The 13582-nt window shown below is 73.3% G+C and carries 13 protein-coding genes and 2 pseudogenes; 6 read left to right on the top strand and 9 right to left on the bottom strand.

Translation table 11 applies throughout. The features are described 5' to 3' along the window. Nucleotides 1-23: 23 nt before the first annotated feature. Together WKH84_RS14550 and WKH84_RS14545 are read left to right on the top strand one after the other, a co-directional pair. Nucleotides 24-833 (top strand): hypothetical protein, encoded by an 810-nt coding sequence (locus WKH84_RS14550; protein WP_341856908.1) that lies wholly within the window; start codon nt 24-26, stop codon nt 831-833. After that, on the top strand, nt 749-1015 hold the full coding sequence (locus WKH84_RS14545; protein WP_341854167.1) for a hypothetical protein: 267 nt from the start codon (nt 749-751) through the stop codon (nt 1013-1015). The genes WKH84_RS14550 and WKH84_RS14545 overlap by 85 nt, the downstream gene beginning before the upstream one ends. 332 nt (nt 1016-1347) lie before the next feature. Here the strand turns inward: WKH84_RS14545 and WKH84_RS14540 are convergent. After that, nucleotides 1348-2180: pseudogene (locus tag WKH84_RS14540) on the bottom strand (aldo/keto reductase). A 709-nt stretch (nt 2181-2889) separates the two neighbouring features. Here WKH84_RS14540 and WKH84_RS14535 point away from each other — a divergent pair. Next, nucleotides 2890-3399 carry a hypothetical protein gene (locus WKH84_RS14535; protein WP_341854166.1) on the top strand — a complete coding sequence of 170 codons (510 nt, stop codon included), beginning with the start codon at nt 2890-2892 and terminating at the stop codon, nt 3397-3399. A 126-nt stretch (nt 3400-3525) separates the two neighbouring features. On the opposite strand, the gene WKH84_RS14530 is transcribed toward WKH84_RS14535, so the two are convergent. Then, on the bottom strand, nt 3526-4938 hold the full coding sequence (locus WKH84_RS14530; RefSeq protein WP_341854165.1) for an alpha-L-fucosidase: 1413 nt from the start codon (nt 4936-4938) through the stop codon (nt 3526-3528). 180 nt (nt 4939-5118) lie between these two features. On the opposite strand from WKH84_RS14530, the gene WKH84_RS14525 reads away from it, so the two are divergent. The 3 genes from WKH84_RS14525 (at nt 5119) to WKH84_RS14515 (ending at nt 7869) form a co-directional block, all read left to right on the top strand. Further along, the gene (locus WKH84_RS14525) at nt 5119-6351 is read left to right on the top strand and encodes a M81 family metallopeptidase (protein WP_341854164.1); all 1233 of its coding nucleotides are present in this window, start codon (nt 5119-5121) and stop codon (nt 6349-6351) included. Beyond that, nucleotides 6321-6635 carry an MlrC C-terminal domain-containing protein gene (locus WKH84_RS14520; protein ID WP_341854163.1) on the top strand — a complete coding sequence of 105 codons (315 nt, stop codon included), beginning with the start codon at nt 6321-6323 and terminating at the stop codon, nt 6633-6635. Before WKH84_RS14525 ends, WKH84_RS14520 begins: the two co-directional genes overlap by 31 nt. 187 nt (nt 6636-6822) lie before the next feature. After that, complete coding sequence (locus WKH84_RS14515; protein WP_341854162.1) at nt 6823-7869, top strand: hypothetical protein; 1047 nt, start codon at nt 6823-6825, stop codon at nt 7867-7869. A 64-nt stretch (nt 7870-7933) separates the two neighbouring features. Here WKH84_RS14515 and WKH84_RS14510 read toward each other — a convergent pair whose 3' ends face one another. The 7 genes and pseudogenes from WKH84_RS14510 to WKH84_RS14480 all read right to left on the bottom strand — a co-directional run bounded on the left by WKH84_RS14510 (nt 7934) and on the right by WKH84_RS14480 (nt 13510). Then, nucleotides 7934-8518: a GntR family transcriptional regulator gene (locus WKH84_RS14510; RefSeq protein ID WP_341856907.1), complete on the bottom strand. Its 585-nt coding sequence runs from the start codon at nt 8516-8518 to the stop codon at nt 7934-7936. 402 nt (nt 8519-8920) lie between these two features. Beyond that, on the bottom strand, nt 8921-9970 hold the full coding sequence (locus tag WKH84_RS14505; RefSeq protein WP_341854161.1) for a Gfo/Idh/MocA family oxidoreductase: 1050 nt from the start codon (nt 9968-9970) through the stop codon (nt 8921-8923). Then, nucleotides 9967-10686: a 5-deoxy-glucuronate isomerase gene (gene iolB, locus WKH84_RS14500; RefSeq protein ID WP_341854160.1), complete on the bottom strand. Its 720-nt coding sequence runs from the start codon at nt 10684-10686 to the stop codon at nt 9967-9969. The genes WKH84_RS14505 and iolB overlap by 4 nt, the downstream gene beginning before the upstream one ends. Next, a complete protein-coding gene (locus tag WKH84_RS14495; RefSeq protein WP_341854159.1) occupies nt 10677-10859 on the bottom strand; it encodes a hypothetical protein in 183 nt (60 codons plus the stop codon). The genes iolB and WKH84_RS14495 overlap by 10 nt, the downstream gene beginning before the upstream one ends. A gap of 37 nt (nt 10860-10896) precedes the next feature. Continuing rightward, a complete protein-coding gene (locus tag WKH84_RS14490) occupies nt 10897-11832 on the bottom strand; it encodes a deoxyribose-phosphate aldolase (protein ID WP_341854158.1) in 936 nt (311 codons plus the stop codon). Next, a pseudogene (iolC, locus tag WKH84_RS14485) lies at nt 11829-12867 on the bottom strand (5-dehydro-2-deoxygluconokinase). The gene WKH84_RS14490 and the pseudogene iolC overlap by 4 nt, the downstream one beginning before the upstream one ends. Nucleotides 12868-13120: 253 nt before the next feature. Next, nucleotides 13121-13510, bottom strand: a complete 390-nt coding sequence (locus tag WKH84_RS14480; RefSeq protein WP_341854157.1) for a tautomerase family protein — start codon at nt 13508-13510, stop codon at nt 13121-13123. Nucleotides 13511-13582: the final 72 nt, after the last annotated feature.

The following is a 13582-nucleotide window of genomic DNA, read 5'->3' as shown; positions in this document are numbered from 1 at the left end:
TCTGCGACACCCCGATCGGGCTGGTGCGTCGCGTCGGCCGGTCGCTGGGGGCGGACCTCGTCGCCGGCGAGCGCGGCGCGGAGGTCGACTACGTGGGCCTGAACCACCTCGGCTGGTCGCGCTCGGTGCGGCTGGAGGGGACCGAGCGCCTCCCGGGGTCGCTCGCCGACGACGCCGCCCTCGAGGAGATCGAGGAGGCGCGGCTGATCGGCAAGGACTGGGTGAGGGCCGACGGGGCACTGCCCAATGAGTACCTCTTCTACTACCTGCACACCGCCGACGCGATCGAGCGGATCACCGGCGCCGCGACCACGCGCGGGGAGTTCCTCGCCAAGCGACAGGGCGACTTCTATCTCGCCGCCGCGGAGGCCGACGGGCGCGGGCCGGGCGGGAGCGGCACGACATCCGCCGCCGGAGCGCGCCGGCACGGGCACCGACGACGGGTCGGCCGGGCCGCACGATGCCGGCACGCACGACGCCGAGGGCGCGCCTGCTGCACCTCGCCGCTGGACCTCTGGCGCGAGACCCTCCACGAGCGGGAGGCGACCTACATGGCCGAGTCCCGCGACGAGGAGCGGCGCGAGGAGGACGTCGCCGGCGGCGGCTACCAGGAGGTCGCGATGCGACTCATGACCGCGCTCGCCACCGGCCGTCCCGAGCGGATGATCCTGGACGTCGGCAACATCGGCGCCGGCCGCGAGGACGCCCCTGCGAGCGAGCGGATCGTGCCCGAGCGCCCGCAGACTGCGTGCTCGAGGTGCTGTGCGAGGTGGACGGCGACGGGATCCGCCCTCTGCCCGTGGCACCGGTGGAGCTGGGCCGGCTCGGGATGATGAGCGCGCTGCGCTCATCCGAGCGGGCGATCCTCGAGGCCGCGGTGACCGGTTCGCGGGAGGCGGCCTGGCAGGGCTTCTCCACGCATCCGCTGGTCAGCTCCCCGGAGCTGGGCCGGAAGCTGCTCGAGGGCTACGAGGCCGGACACCCGCAGATCGCGGCGGCGCTCTCCGGCCGCTGATCCCGGGCCGATCCCTCACAGGTGCCCGGCCGTGGCCCGCACCCTCTGCCGAGCCCTGCCCGGGCTGGCCGCGGTGCAGAGGTCCGCCCGGTCCTGGCCCCGCCGTCGGCCTCTCCGCAGGGTGTGTCCACCGAAGGGACGTCAGCGGCACGCGGCCTGCCTATGACAGGCCACCTGCTCCTCACGTCCCTTCGAAGGACACGAACAGCTCCGGACCCGGCCGCCCCGCCCAACAGCTCCGGATCCAGCTCCCCGGCACAGTGGCACCGGACCCAGCTGACCGGCCCAGCGGTTCTGACCCCACCCGGCCCAGCTGGTCGGGACCGGGCGAGTCAGAACCCGGGGTTCGCGGGGTCCGCGCCGATCCGTCCGTCCGCGCGGTCCAGGCCGTCGATGCGCTCGACCTCCTCCTCGGTGAGGACGAGCGCGCGGCGGCGAGGTTGGAGACGATCCGCTCGGGCGTGACGGTCTTCGGGATCACGACGTTCCCGATCGCCAGGTGCCAGGCGATGATCACCTGGCCGGCGTCGACGCCGTGGGCCTCGGCGATCGCGGTGATCACCGGATCCTTCAGGATGTCGCCGCCCTGCCCCAGCGGCGACCACGCCTCGGTGAGGATGCCCTTCTCGGCGTGGTAACGACGCGGCTCGGACTGCTGGAACTGCGGGTGCGGCTCGATCTGGTGCATCACGGGAACCACTCCGGTCTCGGCGATGATCTCCTCGAGCCGCGGGATCGGAAAGTTCGAGACGCCGATGGACTTCGCCTTCCCCTCCTGCTGCGACTCGATGAGGGCCTTCCAGGACTCGAGGTACTTCCCGCGCTGGGGGCTGGCCCAGTGGATGAGATAGAGGTCCACGTAATCCATGTCGAGCTTCTCGAGCGAGGCGTCGAGAGCCGCCTTCGCGGAGTCGAATCCCTGGTCCTCGTTGGCGAGCTTGGTGGTGATGAACAGGTCCTCGCGCGGGACGTCCGCGGCCTTCACGGCGCGGCCCACGCCGCCTTCGTTCTGGTAGCCGGCCGCGGTGTCGATGTGCCGGTAGCCGGCGTCGATCGCCTGGCGGACGACGTCGGCCGCGACCTCGTCCTCGACCTGCCAGACGCCGTAGCCGAGCTGGGGGACGGACCTGCCGTCGTGGAAGGGCGGAGCGGGAACAGCGGTCATGGCGGAGCCTCCTCGGTATGCGTTTGCCGGCCCAGCCTATGACTGCGGGCTCCGGGTCGACAACGATCGTCCGACTGGTCGGCCGCCGCCGGCGCTCACCACGTCCTGTGGTGGCAGACTCGGGCACGAGCGTGATCTCGCCCGCGCCGTGCCAGGTCGCCCCGTCGCGCACTTCGACGACGACCACACGGGCGCGACCCTGCTCGGTCTCCTCCACCTCGCGTCGCAGGCTGGCGAGGACCCGCTCCGCCGGCGGCCGCGCCGCCGAGCTCCGCCATCAGCGCGGGCTCGCAGCGCAGGCGGAGGTAGAGGTCCGCGTCTGCGCTCCGCACGGGGCGCGACCGGATCCGGGCGGGATCCCCGGTACCCACCTCTGTCGTCCCGGGCATCATCATGGGGCAGGCTACGCGGCGGCGCCCCGTGAGCGCGGCGGCGGCGGCCGGGGCTTCCCGTTACGGTGGCCGCGTGCCCCTCACCCTGTCCCTGAGCCTGATCGCCCTGGTGCTGGTCTGCGCGATCATCCAGCGCGTGGCCGGGATGGGGCTCGGCATCGTCTTCGCGCCCTACGCGGTGGTGCTGATCGGGGCGCACGAGGGGATCATGCTCGCGAACCTGCTCGGCGGCCTCGTGCCGGTGGTGATCTTGCCGCGGATCTGGTCGCAGATCGAATGGGCCACGGTCTTCGCGGCTGGGACTGCCGGCGATCGCGGTGATGCCCTTCGCCGCCTGGCTGTCCTCCATCTCCCCGCCCGCCCCGCTGTATCTGGTGGTCTCCACGCTGGTGCTGCTGAGCCTGGTGATCTCGGTGCTCCTCGCCCGCGTGCACACCACTGTCGACGGCGTCCCGGTGCAGATCGGCACCGGGGTCGGGATCGGTCTGGGCACCGTGCTCGGCGGCGTCGGCGGACCGGCCGCGACCGTGTACGCGGTCCTCTCGCGGTGGCCGGCCCTGCCGATGGTCGCCACGCTGCGACCGCTGTGGATCCTGGTCTCGTTCGTGTCCTTCGGCAGCAAGCTGGCCTGGGACGACGGCCAGCCGCCGCACATGCCGATCTGGGTCTGGGCGGCGATGCTCGGCTCCCTCGTCCTCGCGGTCGGTCTCGGCGAGACGCCGCAGAGGAAGCTCGGGGAGCTCGGCATCCACCGGCTCGTGATCGTGCTCGGCTTCATCGGCGCGGCGCTGTCGCTGTGGACCGGGCGCGCGGCGCTGCTGGGCTGAGCACACCGTCGCGGACCCCGCCCAGGGGCCGCGGCGAGCGCACCGCCTCCGGGCCGCCCCCGCACCGGACCAGGAGCACGACCGGCCTGAGCGAAGGACCGGGCGAGGACCGGGATCGGTCCGGGGTCAGCCCTCGCCGCCACGCGGCGGGAAGGACAGCACCGCCACCGGTCCGTCCTGAGCTCCGGGGTCCAGCACGACCGGGACGTCCGCCTGCCGGGCCTCCCGGGCTCCGACCGGTGCTCCCGCTCCGCCCGATGCCTCCGCCCCCTCCGGCATCACGGCGATCTCCCGCACCGCGTCGCTGACCTGCGCGTCCAGAGTCACCGGCCCTGTCGCGGGGTCCAGCAGGAGGATGTTCAGCACCCCTCCCCCGTCGGCCGCGTGCCCGAGCGTGAAACGCACTTCCGCAGGCGGCACCCGCACCGCCTCGTGGAACCAGGGACGGGTGCCGTGGATCGCCGCACCGTGCACAGCGAGCCACTCCCCCAGGCGCTCGAGCGCGCGGGTCTGCAGTGCGGGCACGGATCCGTCGGCGCGGGGGCCCACGTTGATCAGCAGGTTCCCGTTCTTGGAGACGACGTCGACGAGCAGACGGATCAGCGCGGGGCCGTCCAGGGCGTGCTCGGCGGACTCGTCGGCGTTGTACCCGAAGGAGAGGCCGAGCCCGCGCGTCGCCTCGAAGACCTCGTCCTGGACGGCGTCGATGTCCTGGTACTCGCGGGTGAGGACTCCGTGGGCGGGCACGCCCCAGCGGTCGTCGACCAGGCCGTCCGGGACGGCGGCGAGGTGCTCGGCGAAGAGCTGGGCGAGGGAGTCGGGTCCGGGGTGCTTGCCGGCGTCGGGCCAGTCGATGTCGTTCCAGAGGATGTCCGGGACGAAGCGGTCGATCAGCTCGCGCAGCTGTGCGGCGGCGAAGGCAGCGAAGGCGGGGTCGTTGCGGCGCGGCGCGAAGAGGTCCTCGTGCGAGGTCATCGGCGGGAAGTCGGTGACGTGCCAGTCCAGGGCGCCGGAGTAGTACAGCCCGAGCCGCATCCCGGCCTCGCGGGTCTCGCGCGCGAACTCGGCGACGAGGTCCCGACCGGGGCCGCGTCGGGCGGCGGTGAAGGAGGTGGTGGCGCTGTCCCAGAGGCAGAAGCCGTCGTGGTGCTTGGCGGTGGGCACGAGATAGGCCGCGCCCGCGCGACGGGCGAGGTCGACGATGCCGGCGACGGCGTCCGGGGCGGGGCGCCAGTCCTCGGCGAAGTCCTCGTAGACGTGGCCCACGCCGTCCAGCCGCTGGTGCCGTGCGCGGGTGGGGTCGCCCTCGATGCGGACGGTGTTCGCGTACCACTCGGCGTACTGGTGGCGAGCGTAGGCGGTCTCGGCGGTGACGTCGCTGCGGTCCAGCACGTCGGCCCAGGCCGGCACCGAGTACAGGCCCCAGTGCACGAAGATCCCGAGCTTCGCGTCGCGGTACCAGTCCGGGACGGCGAGATCCGGATAGGCGGAGGCGGGGGCGGCGTCCGAGGGGCCGTGGCGGCGGTCGAAGCTGATCATGGGGCGTCCTCGTCCTCGGGGCGATCGTGGGGAGCGGTCCTCGCGGGCGGTCAGCCGACGGGTAGGCGGGCGCGCGGCGAGCCGACGGGCGACGGCGCCCAACGGGCCCTGGCGGCCCGCTCCGACAGGGTGCGAGGATGAACGCCACGCTATCAACCGCTTGAGCCGTTCGGAGCCTCCATGCCTGCGACGACGCAGACCCCACCCCCGCCGCCCCGGATCGCGATCGCCGGGATCGCGATCGAGTCCTCGACCTTCACCCCCTACCGCTCGGGCGCGGCGGACTTCGAGGTGCGGCGCGGCACCGCGGAGATCCTGGACCGCTATCCCTTCGAGGTGCCGGAGGCGGAGTACGTCGGCGTCCTCCACGCCCGCGCCCTGCCCGGCGGGGAGCTGGAGCGCGAGGTCTACGAGGGCTGGAAGGCGGAGATCACGGGCGGGCTCGCCGCCGCGCACGCCGAGGCGCCTCTGGACGGGTTCTTCTTCGACGTCCACGGCGCGATGAGCGTGGTGGGGCTCGAGGACGCCGAGGGCGATCTGCTCGCCGCGCTCCGCGCCGTGATCGGTCCGGACGTGGTGGTCGGCACCGCGATGGACCTGCACGGCAACGTATCGGAGGACCTGTTCGAGGGATGCGACCTCATGACCTGCTACCGCCACGCCCCGCACATCGACGCCTGGGAGACCCGCGAGCGCGGCCTGCGCGACCTCGTCGAGGCGGCGGCGCGGGTGCGGGACGGCGGGGCCCGGCCGCACAAGGCCCTCGTGCACGTGCCGATCCTGTCGCCCGGCGAGAAGACCTCCACCCGCATCGAGCCGGCGAGGTCGCTGTACGCGCGGATCCCGGAGCTGGCCCGCCGCGACGGCGTCACCGACGTCTCCTGCTGGATCGGCTTCGCCTGGGCGGACCAGCCCCGCTGCAAGGCGGCGATCGTCGCGCACGGCGACGGCGCGGAAGCGGTCCAGCAGGCGGCGCTCGAGCTCGCGACCGCGCTGTGGGAGGTGCGGCACGAGTTCGAGTTCGTCGCACCGACCGGCGGCTTCGACGACTGCCTGGACCGGGCGATCGCCTCGTCGGCCCGGCCGTTCTGGATCTCCGACTCCGGCGACAACCCCGGCGCCGGCGGTGCCGACGACACCACCCACTGCCTCGCCCGCCTCGCGGCGCGGCCGGAGATCCGCAACGGGGAGGTGAGCGCGCTGATGGTCTCGCTCGTGGATCCGGCATCGGCCGACGCCGCCTGGGCGGCGGGTATCGGCGGACGCCTGGACGTGCAGGTGGGAGGGCGGATCGACTCGCGCGACCCGGGGCCGGTCCCGGTCACGGTGGAGGTGGAGGCTCTGGACGACTCGGGGCCGCCGGGCCGCGCCGCGGCGCGCGGGTGCTGGACGGCGCCGCCCGGACCGGGCTGACCGTCGTGGTCACCACGCGCCGCTCCCAGTGGGCGACGCGCGAGATGTTCGCCCGGCAGGGGCTGACGATGACCGGATTCGACGTGGTCACCGTGAAGATGGGCTATCTCGAGCCGGACCAGTACGAGGCCGCCGCGGACTGGTCGCTGGCGCTCACCCCGGGCGGCGTGGACCAGGACCTGCTGCGGCTGGGTCACACCCGCATCGACCGGCCGATGATCCCCTTCGATCCGGAGATCCCTGCCCCGGCCGCGGCGGACGTGCGGACCGGCGGCGGCGCCTGAGCCCCGGCACGACGAGATCAGGGCGAGGGCGCCTCGACGAACGGGGCATCGCCGCCGGCGGAGCGCCGTCGGCGGAGCACTCCCGCTCCCAGGCGCGGTCCAGGGACATCCCGGCCGGCACGGAGGCGGCGCCGTCACTCTCGTCCCCTGCCCGGAGCCCCGGGCGCGTCCCACCGGAAGGACCCTCATGAGCACGTTCCGCCGCCTGATCGGCACCGCCCAGAAGGCGCTGGACCAGCAGGGCTCGGGCCGCTCCCGCTCGGGAGGGGGCTCGGACTGGCGCTCCCTCGTGCGGGGCGCCGCCGACGCCCTCACCGGGGACGGCGACTCGCAGCGCTCCGCCCACGGCTCCTCGTCGCCCCGGGCCGACGGCCCGCGTCGGGACCACCGGGCGGCGGACTCCTCGCGCGGAAAGGGCGTGGGCATCCCGACGACGTCCATGCCATCGCTCGCCGGCGACCGGTCCGCCCACAGCGCCGCCGGCGGCGCACACCCGGGCACCCGCGGATCCTCCGGGTCGGCCGGCTTCTCCGGAGCGGCCGGAGCGGCCGGAGCAGTCGGGGCGGAGCTCACCGCGGAGGACCGTCGGGCGATCGCCCGCTACGACTACCTGGTGCGCACCGCGGAGCCGGACCAGCTCGAGCGCGTGCACCGCGAGGCGTTCGAGCGCCTCACCCCGGCGCAGCGGGAGCGACTGGGCACGACGATGCGCAGCGAGTCGCCCGAGGGCGAGCGGCCGCGCTCCGAGGACCCGCAGGACCTGGCCCGTTCCGCGACCCGCCTCGGCGTGCTGGATCCGCGGCGGCTCACGCGTCTGCTGGGTCGCGTCGGCGGCGGCGGCGGGAGCGGCCGCTCCGGCGGGATCGGGAAGGCCGCGCTCGGCGCCGGGGCCGTCGACCTCGGGACGGCGGGCGTCGGCGCGGCGGGCCTACTCGCGGCGGTCGCGGGCGGCGCGGTGCTGAGCTCCGTCGGCGGCTCGCTGCTCGAGTCGGCGATCGGCGACGGGATCGACGTCGACGCCCTCGCCCCCGACCTCTCCGAGCGGCTGGCGGGCTTCACCGAGGGCTTCGAAGGCATCGAAGGGATCGAGGGCATGGGCGATCTCGCCGGCGTCGAGGCCCTCGACGGCGCGGCCGACGGGATCGGCGGCGGCGTCACCGACCTCGGCGAGCGGCTCACCGGCTTCGGCGACCAGATCTCCGATCTCGGCCTCGGCGACCTGTTCGGGCGCTGAGCGCTCCGGACGCTCGGCATCGGGCCCGGTCCCGCATGCCGGGCCGCGACCGGCGACGCGTGCTTCAGGAGTCGACGAGCGTGACCTCGAAGGAGTACCGGGACGCGCGGTAGACGTGGTACCCGAACTCGATCACGCCGCCGTCGTTCGCGAAGGACTTGCGTTCCATGGTCAGCGGCGGCGCGCCGAGCTCCTCCTCGAGCGGCTCGGCGTGCTCCTCGTCGGCGACGGTCGCGCCGATCCGCTCATGGGCGAGGACGGTCGTGATGCCGCGCTCGCGCAGGCAGGCATACAGGCCGGAGGCGGCGAGCGCCTCGCGCGAGGGCGCGATCCGCTCGGGGATCGTGTTGCGCATGACGGCGAGGGGCTCCCCGTCGGCGTAGCGGACGCGGATCAGGTCCAGCACCTGCTCGCCCGGGGAGAGCCGCAGGCGGTCCAGCGCCTCCGGGGAGGGCCGGCCGATGCGGTACTCGATGATCTCGGTGCGCGGGGCCTTGCCGGCGGTGCGCAGGTCGTCGTACAGCGAGGTCAGCGCGACCTGTCGGTTCACGGGGGCCTGCACCACCTGGGTGCCGACGCCGCGCTTGCGCACCAGCATCCCCTTGTCCACGAGCTCCTGGATGCCCTGGCGCACCGTGGGCCGCGACAGCTTCAGCCGCTTGGAGAGGGCCAGCTCGTTCTCGAGGCGGTCGCCCGGGGCGCGGCACGCCGGAGCGGATCGCGTCCTCGATGCCGCCGGCGAGCCGCAGGTACAGCGGGGTGCTGGTATCGCGCTCGATCGTGAGGTCCAGGGTGATCGCGCCGTTCTCCGGCGCGGCGCCGCCCGCCGCGCCGTTCCCCGGCGCCGCGTGCTCCGTCGTGCTCCCGATGGCGTCGCTCGTGCTCTCGCTGTCCACGTCTGTCTCCTCGTCCTCCGGGTCTCCCCAGGGAGTTCCGGGTCCTCCCCCGCCGCGGCGCGGACCCGCCCCGCAGGATACGGGGCGGGCTGAGCCGTAGGACCGCGGTCGGGGCTCTTCAGGCGCGCCGCTTCAGGCCGGGCGCTCCTGCAGGGTCACGTCCACGGCGCCCTCGGCCGTGAGCGACCGCTCTGCGGCCTCGCACACGGCGGCGGCCGCGTAGCCGTCCCAGGCGGTCGCCGAGCGGGGCGCGATGTTGCTGCCGTCGGCCACCGCGGCGACCCATGCCTGCACCTCCGCGTCGTAGGCGGCGATGAAGCGGGGGCGGAAGTCCAGCGGCACCTGCCCGCCCCAGCGGGAGCCGGCCTGCTGGGTGGTGACGATCCCGGACTCCTGGCCCACGGTCGCCGCGCCCTTCGAGCCGACCAGCTCGGTGCGCACCTCGTAGCCGGCGTCGGTGCTGACCCACAGCTCGTCGGTGACGACGGTGCCGGAGGCGGTGCGGAACAGGAACAGCGCGGGTCGTGCGGCCCCTCGGGCGCCTTCTCGGTGCCGCGCGGCATGACCGTCTGCACCGAGACCACCGGCTCCTCGAGGAAGAAGGAGATCGCATCGATCTCGTGCACGGCCGAGTCGTAGACCATGTGGGTGTCGGTGAAGCCGGGCGGCACCGAGGCGTTGCGGTGCTTGCAGTTCAGCGACATCGGCGTGCCGAGCTCGCCGGCCTCGAGGGCGTCCTTCAGCTCGCCGTAGCCGACGTCGAAGCGGCGCATGAAGCCGAGGGAGACCAGCGGGGTGCCGGCCTCGGCCTCGGCGCGGACCACGTCGTAGGCGTCGGAGGGGTTCATCGCCAGCGGCTTCTCGCAGAGCACCGGCTTGCCCGCCTCGATGCAGGCCAGGACCTGCTCGCGATGGAACTCGCCGGGGCTGGCGATGAGCACGGCGTCGACGTCCTCGGCCGCGACGACCTCCTGCCAGGTGTCGACGACGCGGGAGCCGGGTGCGGCCTGGGAGACCTTCTCGGCGGTCTCGCGCAGGTAGTCGCTGAGCACGCTGACGCGCGCGCCCTTGATGCGGCGCGTGATGCGCTCGACGTGGTCGGCGCCCATGCGACCCACGCCGATCACGCCGACGCGGACGTCCTGCGGGGGTGCGGTCTGCGGCGCCGCGTTCTGCCGCACCGGGGCCGCATGCTCTGCGGTCATCGGGCCTCTCCTTCGAGTCGGGGGTCGATCCCGGCGTCGGCCCAGGTGTCGCGCACCCAGCCCTGCTCGGGATGGTCGGTGATGTTCCAGGCCCGCTCCGCCTCGGGGCCGGCCATGACGTTGAGGTAGTACATGTCGTGGCCGGGCGCGGCGGCGCAGGGGCCGTGCCAGCCGTGCGGGACCAGGACCGTGTCGCCGCTGCGCACCTCGGTGAGCACGTCGATCGGCTTGTCGTCGCCGCTGGAGGTGGTCTGGTGGAAGCCGAACCCGGGACCGGCCGGGCCGTCCTGGATCTCGTAGTAGTAGATCTCCTCGAGCTCCGACTCCAGGTGCTCGCCGTCGTCGACCGTCTCGTCGTGCTTGTGCGCGGGGTAGCTGGACCAGTTCCCGCCGGGGGTGATGACCTCGCAGGCGATGAGGGAGTCCATCTGGTCGAAGGCGCCGACGGTGCCGAAGTTGCGCACCTTGCGGGTCATGTTCCCGCCGCCGCGGATCTCGACGGGCACGTCCTCGGCGCGGATCAGCGCGACGGGGTGGGCGCCGGTGGCGACGGCGGTGGCGAGCGCGAAGCGGCCGCCCTCCTCGGAGGAGATCGTCAGCTGGGAGCCGACGGGGACGTAGAGCACGTCGGTCGCGGAGGCGAAGACGTCCTCGCGGCCGCGCAGGCGATGGGTCTCGCCGGCCACGGTGACGTCGCACGCCCCGTTCAGCGGCACGACCATCGCCTCGACGCCGCCCGCGGTGACCAGCTCGCGCCGCCCGGGGCGAGGGCGAGGACGCGCAGGCCCGTGTGGACCCAGCCCTCGCGGGCGCCGGGATCGATGATCGTCTCGTAGTTGCCGCGGCCGGTGGACCCGGCCGGCAGGTGGAGCCGCTCGCTGGTGCTCATGGATGCTCTCCTGTTCTCGATGCTGGGAGCGGGATCGTCAGGACGCGCTCGCGGAGCGGATCATGTCGACCGAGGCGGAGACCGCCGCGGAGACGTCGTCCCCCGCCGGGTACAGCAGGGTCCGGCCGACGACGAGGCCGCGCACGTTCGGACGGGCCAGCGCCCTCCCCCACGAGGCGCGGATCGTCTCGGGATCGTCGTCCACCGGGTCGCCGCCGAGGATCAGGGTGGGCATGGTGGTCGCGTCCATGACCCGCTCCATGTCCTCGACCGCCGGGAGCTTCAGCCAGGTGTAGGCGCTGGTGGCGCCGAGGCCCTGGGCGATGTGGATGGACTTGATGACCGCCTCCGGGGAGAGGTCGTTGACGACCTTCGTGCCCGGCCCGCCGGGGCGGGAGGACATGAACGGCTCGACCATGGCGATCAGCTCGTGGCGGGCGAGGTCGGTGACGGCGTTCGCGCTCGCCTCGAGGATGAAGGAGGTGCGGTCGTCGTCCAGGTCGATGCGGGTGAGCATCTTCCCGCCGTCGAAGCCGGCCTGCTTGATCGAGGCGGCGTCGTAGGCGGTGAAGCGGTCCTCGATCTCCCAGGACCCGCCCTGCAGTCCGCCGCGGTTCATCGAGGCGAACACGACCTTGTCCTCGAGCGCACCCATGACCAGCAGGTCCTCGAGGATGTCGGCGGTGCCGAGCACCCCGTCCACGCCGGGCACGGCCAGCGCCTCGCGCATGCGGTCCAGCGACTCGGTGCGGGAGGCCATGGCCTGGTCGCGGGAGCCGACGCCGAGGGCGCCGCGTGCCGGGTGGTCGGCGGCGATGATCATCATCGTGCCGTCGGTGTCGGCGACGGTGCGGCGCTTCCGCGCGGCGGCGAGGCGGGCGAAGCGGCCCGGATCCTCGATCCGCACGCGCGTGACCTCGTCGTAGGTCGAGACGAAGGCGCCGGCTCCGACGGCGGTGGGGCTGGTGGTCATCGCTGCTCCGCCCCGACGGCGCCGCGACCCCGCAGGGCCCCGAGCATCTCGTCGACCGTCTGCCCCTTGTTGGGATCGCCGCCCGCGATGAGCAGGTCGATCTCCTCGGTGGTGGGCATGGCGGTGGAGCACTCGAGGCGGGAGGTCACGATGGCGCCGGCCGCGTTGCAGCGGGTCAGCGTCTCCTCGAGGGACTGGCCGGTGAGCAGGCCGTGGCAGAGCGAGCCGCCGAAGCTGTCGCCGGCGCCGAGGCCGTTGATCACCTGGATCATGTTCGGGGCGACGACCACGCGCTCGTCGGCGGTCTTCCCGAGCACGCCCTTGGGGCCCTGCTTGACGATGGCGACCTTCACGCCGGCCTCGAGCGGCCGCGTCGGCCGCGCGCTCGGGCTCGGTCTCGCCGACGGCGACCTCGCACTCCTCCTTGTTGCCGACCGCGACCGTCGTAAACTTCAGCGCCTCGCGGTACTGTTCCCGGGCCTCCTCGATCGAAGACCAGAACATGGGCCGGTAGTCGAGGTCGAAGACGGTGTGACCGCCCTCGGGGCCGCCGTCCTTGCCGCGCGCCTCGAGCGCCGCGTGGTGGGCGGAGCGGCTGGGCTCCTCGGACAGGCCGGTGCCGGAGAACCAGAACAGCGGCACCCTGCGGATCGCGGCGAAGTCGAGGTGCTCGGGCGCGACCTGCAGGTCGGGGGCGCTGGGCTTGCGGTAGAAGTACAGCGGGAAGTCGTCCGGCGGGAAGATCTCGCACAGCGTGATCGGGGTGTTCAGCTGGTCGTTCTTCACGACGTAGCGGCCGGAGACGCCCAGGCGTTCCATCTCCTTGACCACGTAGCGGCCGAAGGGGTCGTCGCCCACGCCCGTGATCACGGCGGGTGCGTGCCCGAGGCGGGCCGCCGCGACGGCGACGTTGGTGGGGGCGCCGCCGAGGAACTTGCCGAAGCTGTGGATGTCCTCGAGACCCTTCTCGATCTCCAAGGGGTAGATGTCCACGCCGCTGCGGCCGAACGTGATGATGTCGAGATCAGATGCCATGGCTCTCCATGCCTCCCTGCGTCAGAACCTGGTGCGGTGTCGCGGGCCGCTCTGCCCCACGACCCTCCGGTCACCACCCATGATCACATGGGGGACGGTGTTTGTCCATACAAATATAGGTGATTGTCGGGCGGCCGACGGCCCGCCGGATCGAGTGGCGGATCTCGAGCGCTTCACCTCTCTCGAAGCGGTCGAGATCCGCCACTCGATCTCCCGGGACCGGGGCGGGTGCCCGGTCGCCCGGCGGCCCCGCTCAGAGCTCGCCGGTGAGGAACTGCGCGCGGCCCCGGCCGAAGGACCAGTCCTCGTGGCCGTTCTCCACGACGGAGACGATCAGGTCGTCCTCGCGCACGAGACCTGCGGCGGCGAGGCGCTCCGACAGCGCCGCATAGATCGCCTTCTTCTGCTCCTCGCCACGGCCCTGCTGGGTGATGTGGATGATCACCACGCCGTCGCTGCGCTCGAGGCCGAGACCGGTGTCCTCGGCGATGATCGAGCCGACGGGCAGGGTCTCGAGGATCTGGTAGCGGTCCCCGGGCGGGGCGGCGAACAGCTCGAGCATGACGTCCTGGACGATGTCGGCCAGCCGCCGGGACTCTTCGGGGGTGCGGACATCCTGCTGGGTGACGCGGACGAGCGGCATGAGGTGCTCCTTCGATGGGGATGGGACTGCGGAGAGATCAGAGCGAAAGGGGCGGATCGAAGCGGTCTCGGC

Origin of the sequence: Brachybacterium sp. GPGPB12, from assembly GCF_038396325.1 — a bacterium.
Taxonomy (GTDB): domain Bacteria; phylum Actinomycetota; class Actinomycetes; order Actinomycetales; family Dermabacteraceae; genus Brachybacterium; species Brachybacterium conglomeratum.
This window is presented reverse-complemented; position numbering and strand designations above follow the sequence as displayed.

Bases quoted from the DNA above. Each gene is read 5' to 3' on its own strand.
- WKH84_RS14530 (WP_341854165.1), bottom strand. From the start codon at position 4,938: ATGATCAGCTTCGACCGCCGCCACGGCCCCTCGGACGCCGCCCCCGCC.
- WKH84_RS14525 (WP_341854164.1), top strand. From the start codon at position 5,119: ATGCCTGCGACGACGCAGACCCCACCCCCGCCGCCCCGGATCGCGATC.
- WKH84_RS14515 (WP_341854162.1), top strand. From the start codon at position 6,823: ATGAGCACGTTCCGCCGCCTGATCGGCACCGCCCAGAAGGCGCTGGAC.
- WKH84_RS14505 (WP_341854161.1), bottom strand. From the start codon at position 9,970: ATGACCGCAGAGCATGCGGCCCCGGTGCGGCAGAACGCGGCGCCGCAG.
- WKH84_RS14495 (WP_341854159.1), bottom strand. From the start codon at position 10,859: ATGAGCACCAGCGAGCGGCTCCACCTGCCGGCCGGGTCCACCGGCCGC.
- WKH84_RS14490 (WP_341854158.1), bottom strand. From the start codon at position 11,832: ATGACCACCAGCCCCACCGCCGTCGGAGCCGGCGCCTTCGTCTCGACC.
- WKH84_RS14480 (WP_341854157.1), bottom strand. From the start codon at position 13,510: ATGCCGCTCGTCCGCGTCACCCAGCAGGATGTCCGCACCCCCGAAGAG.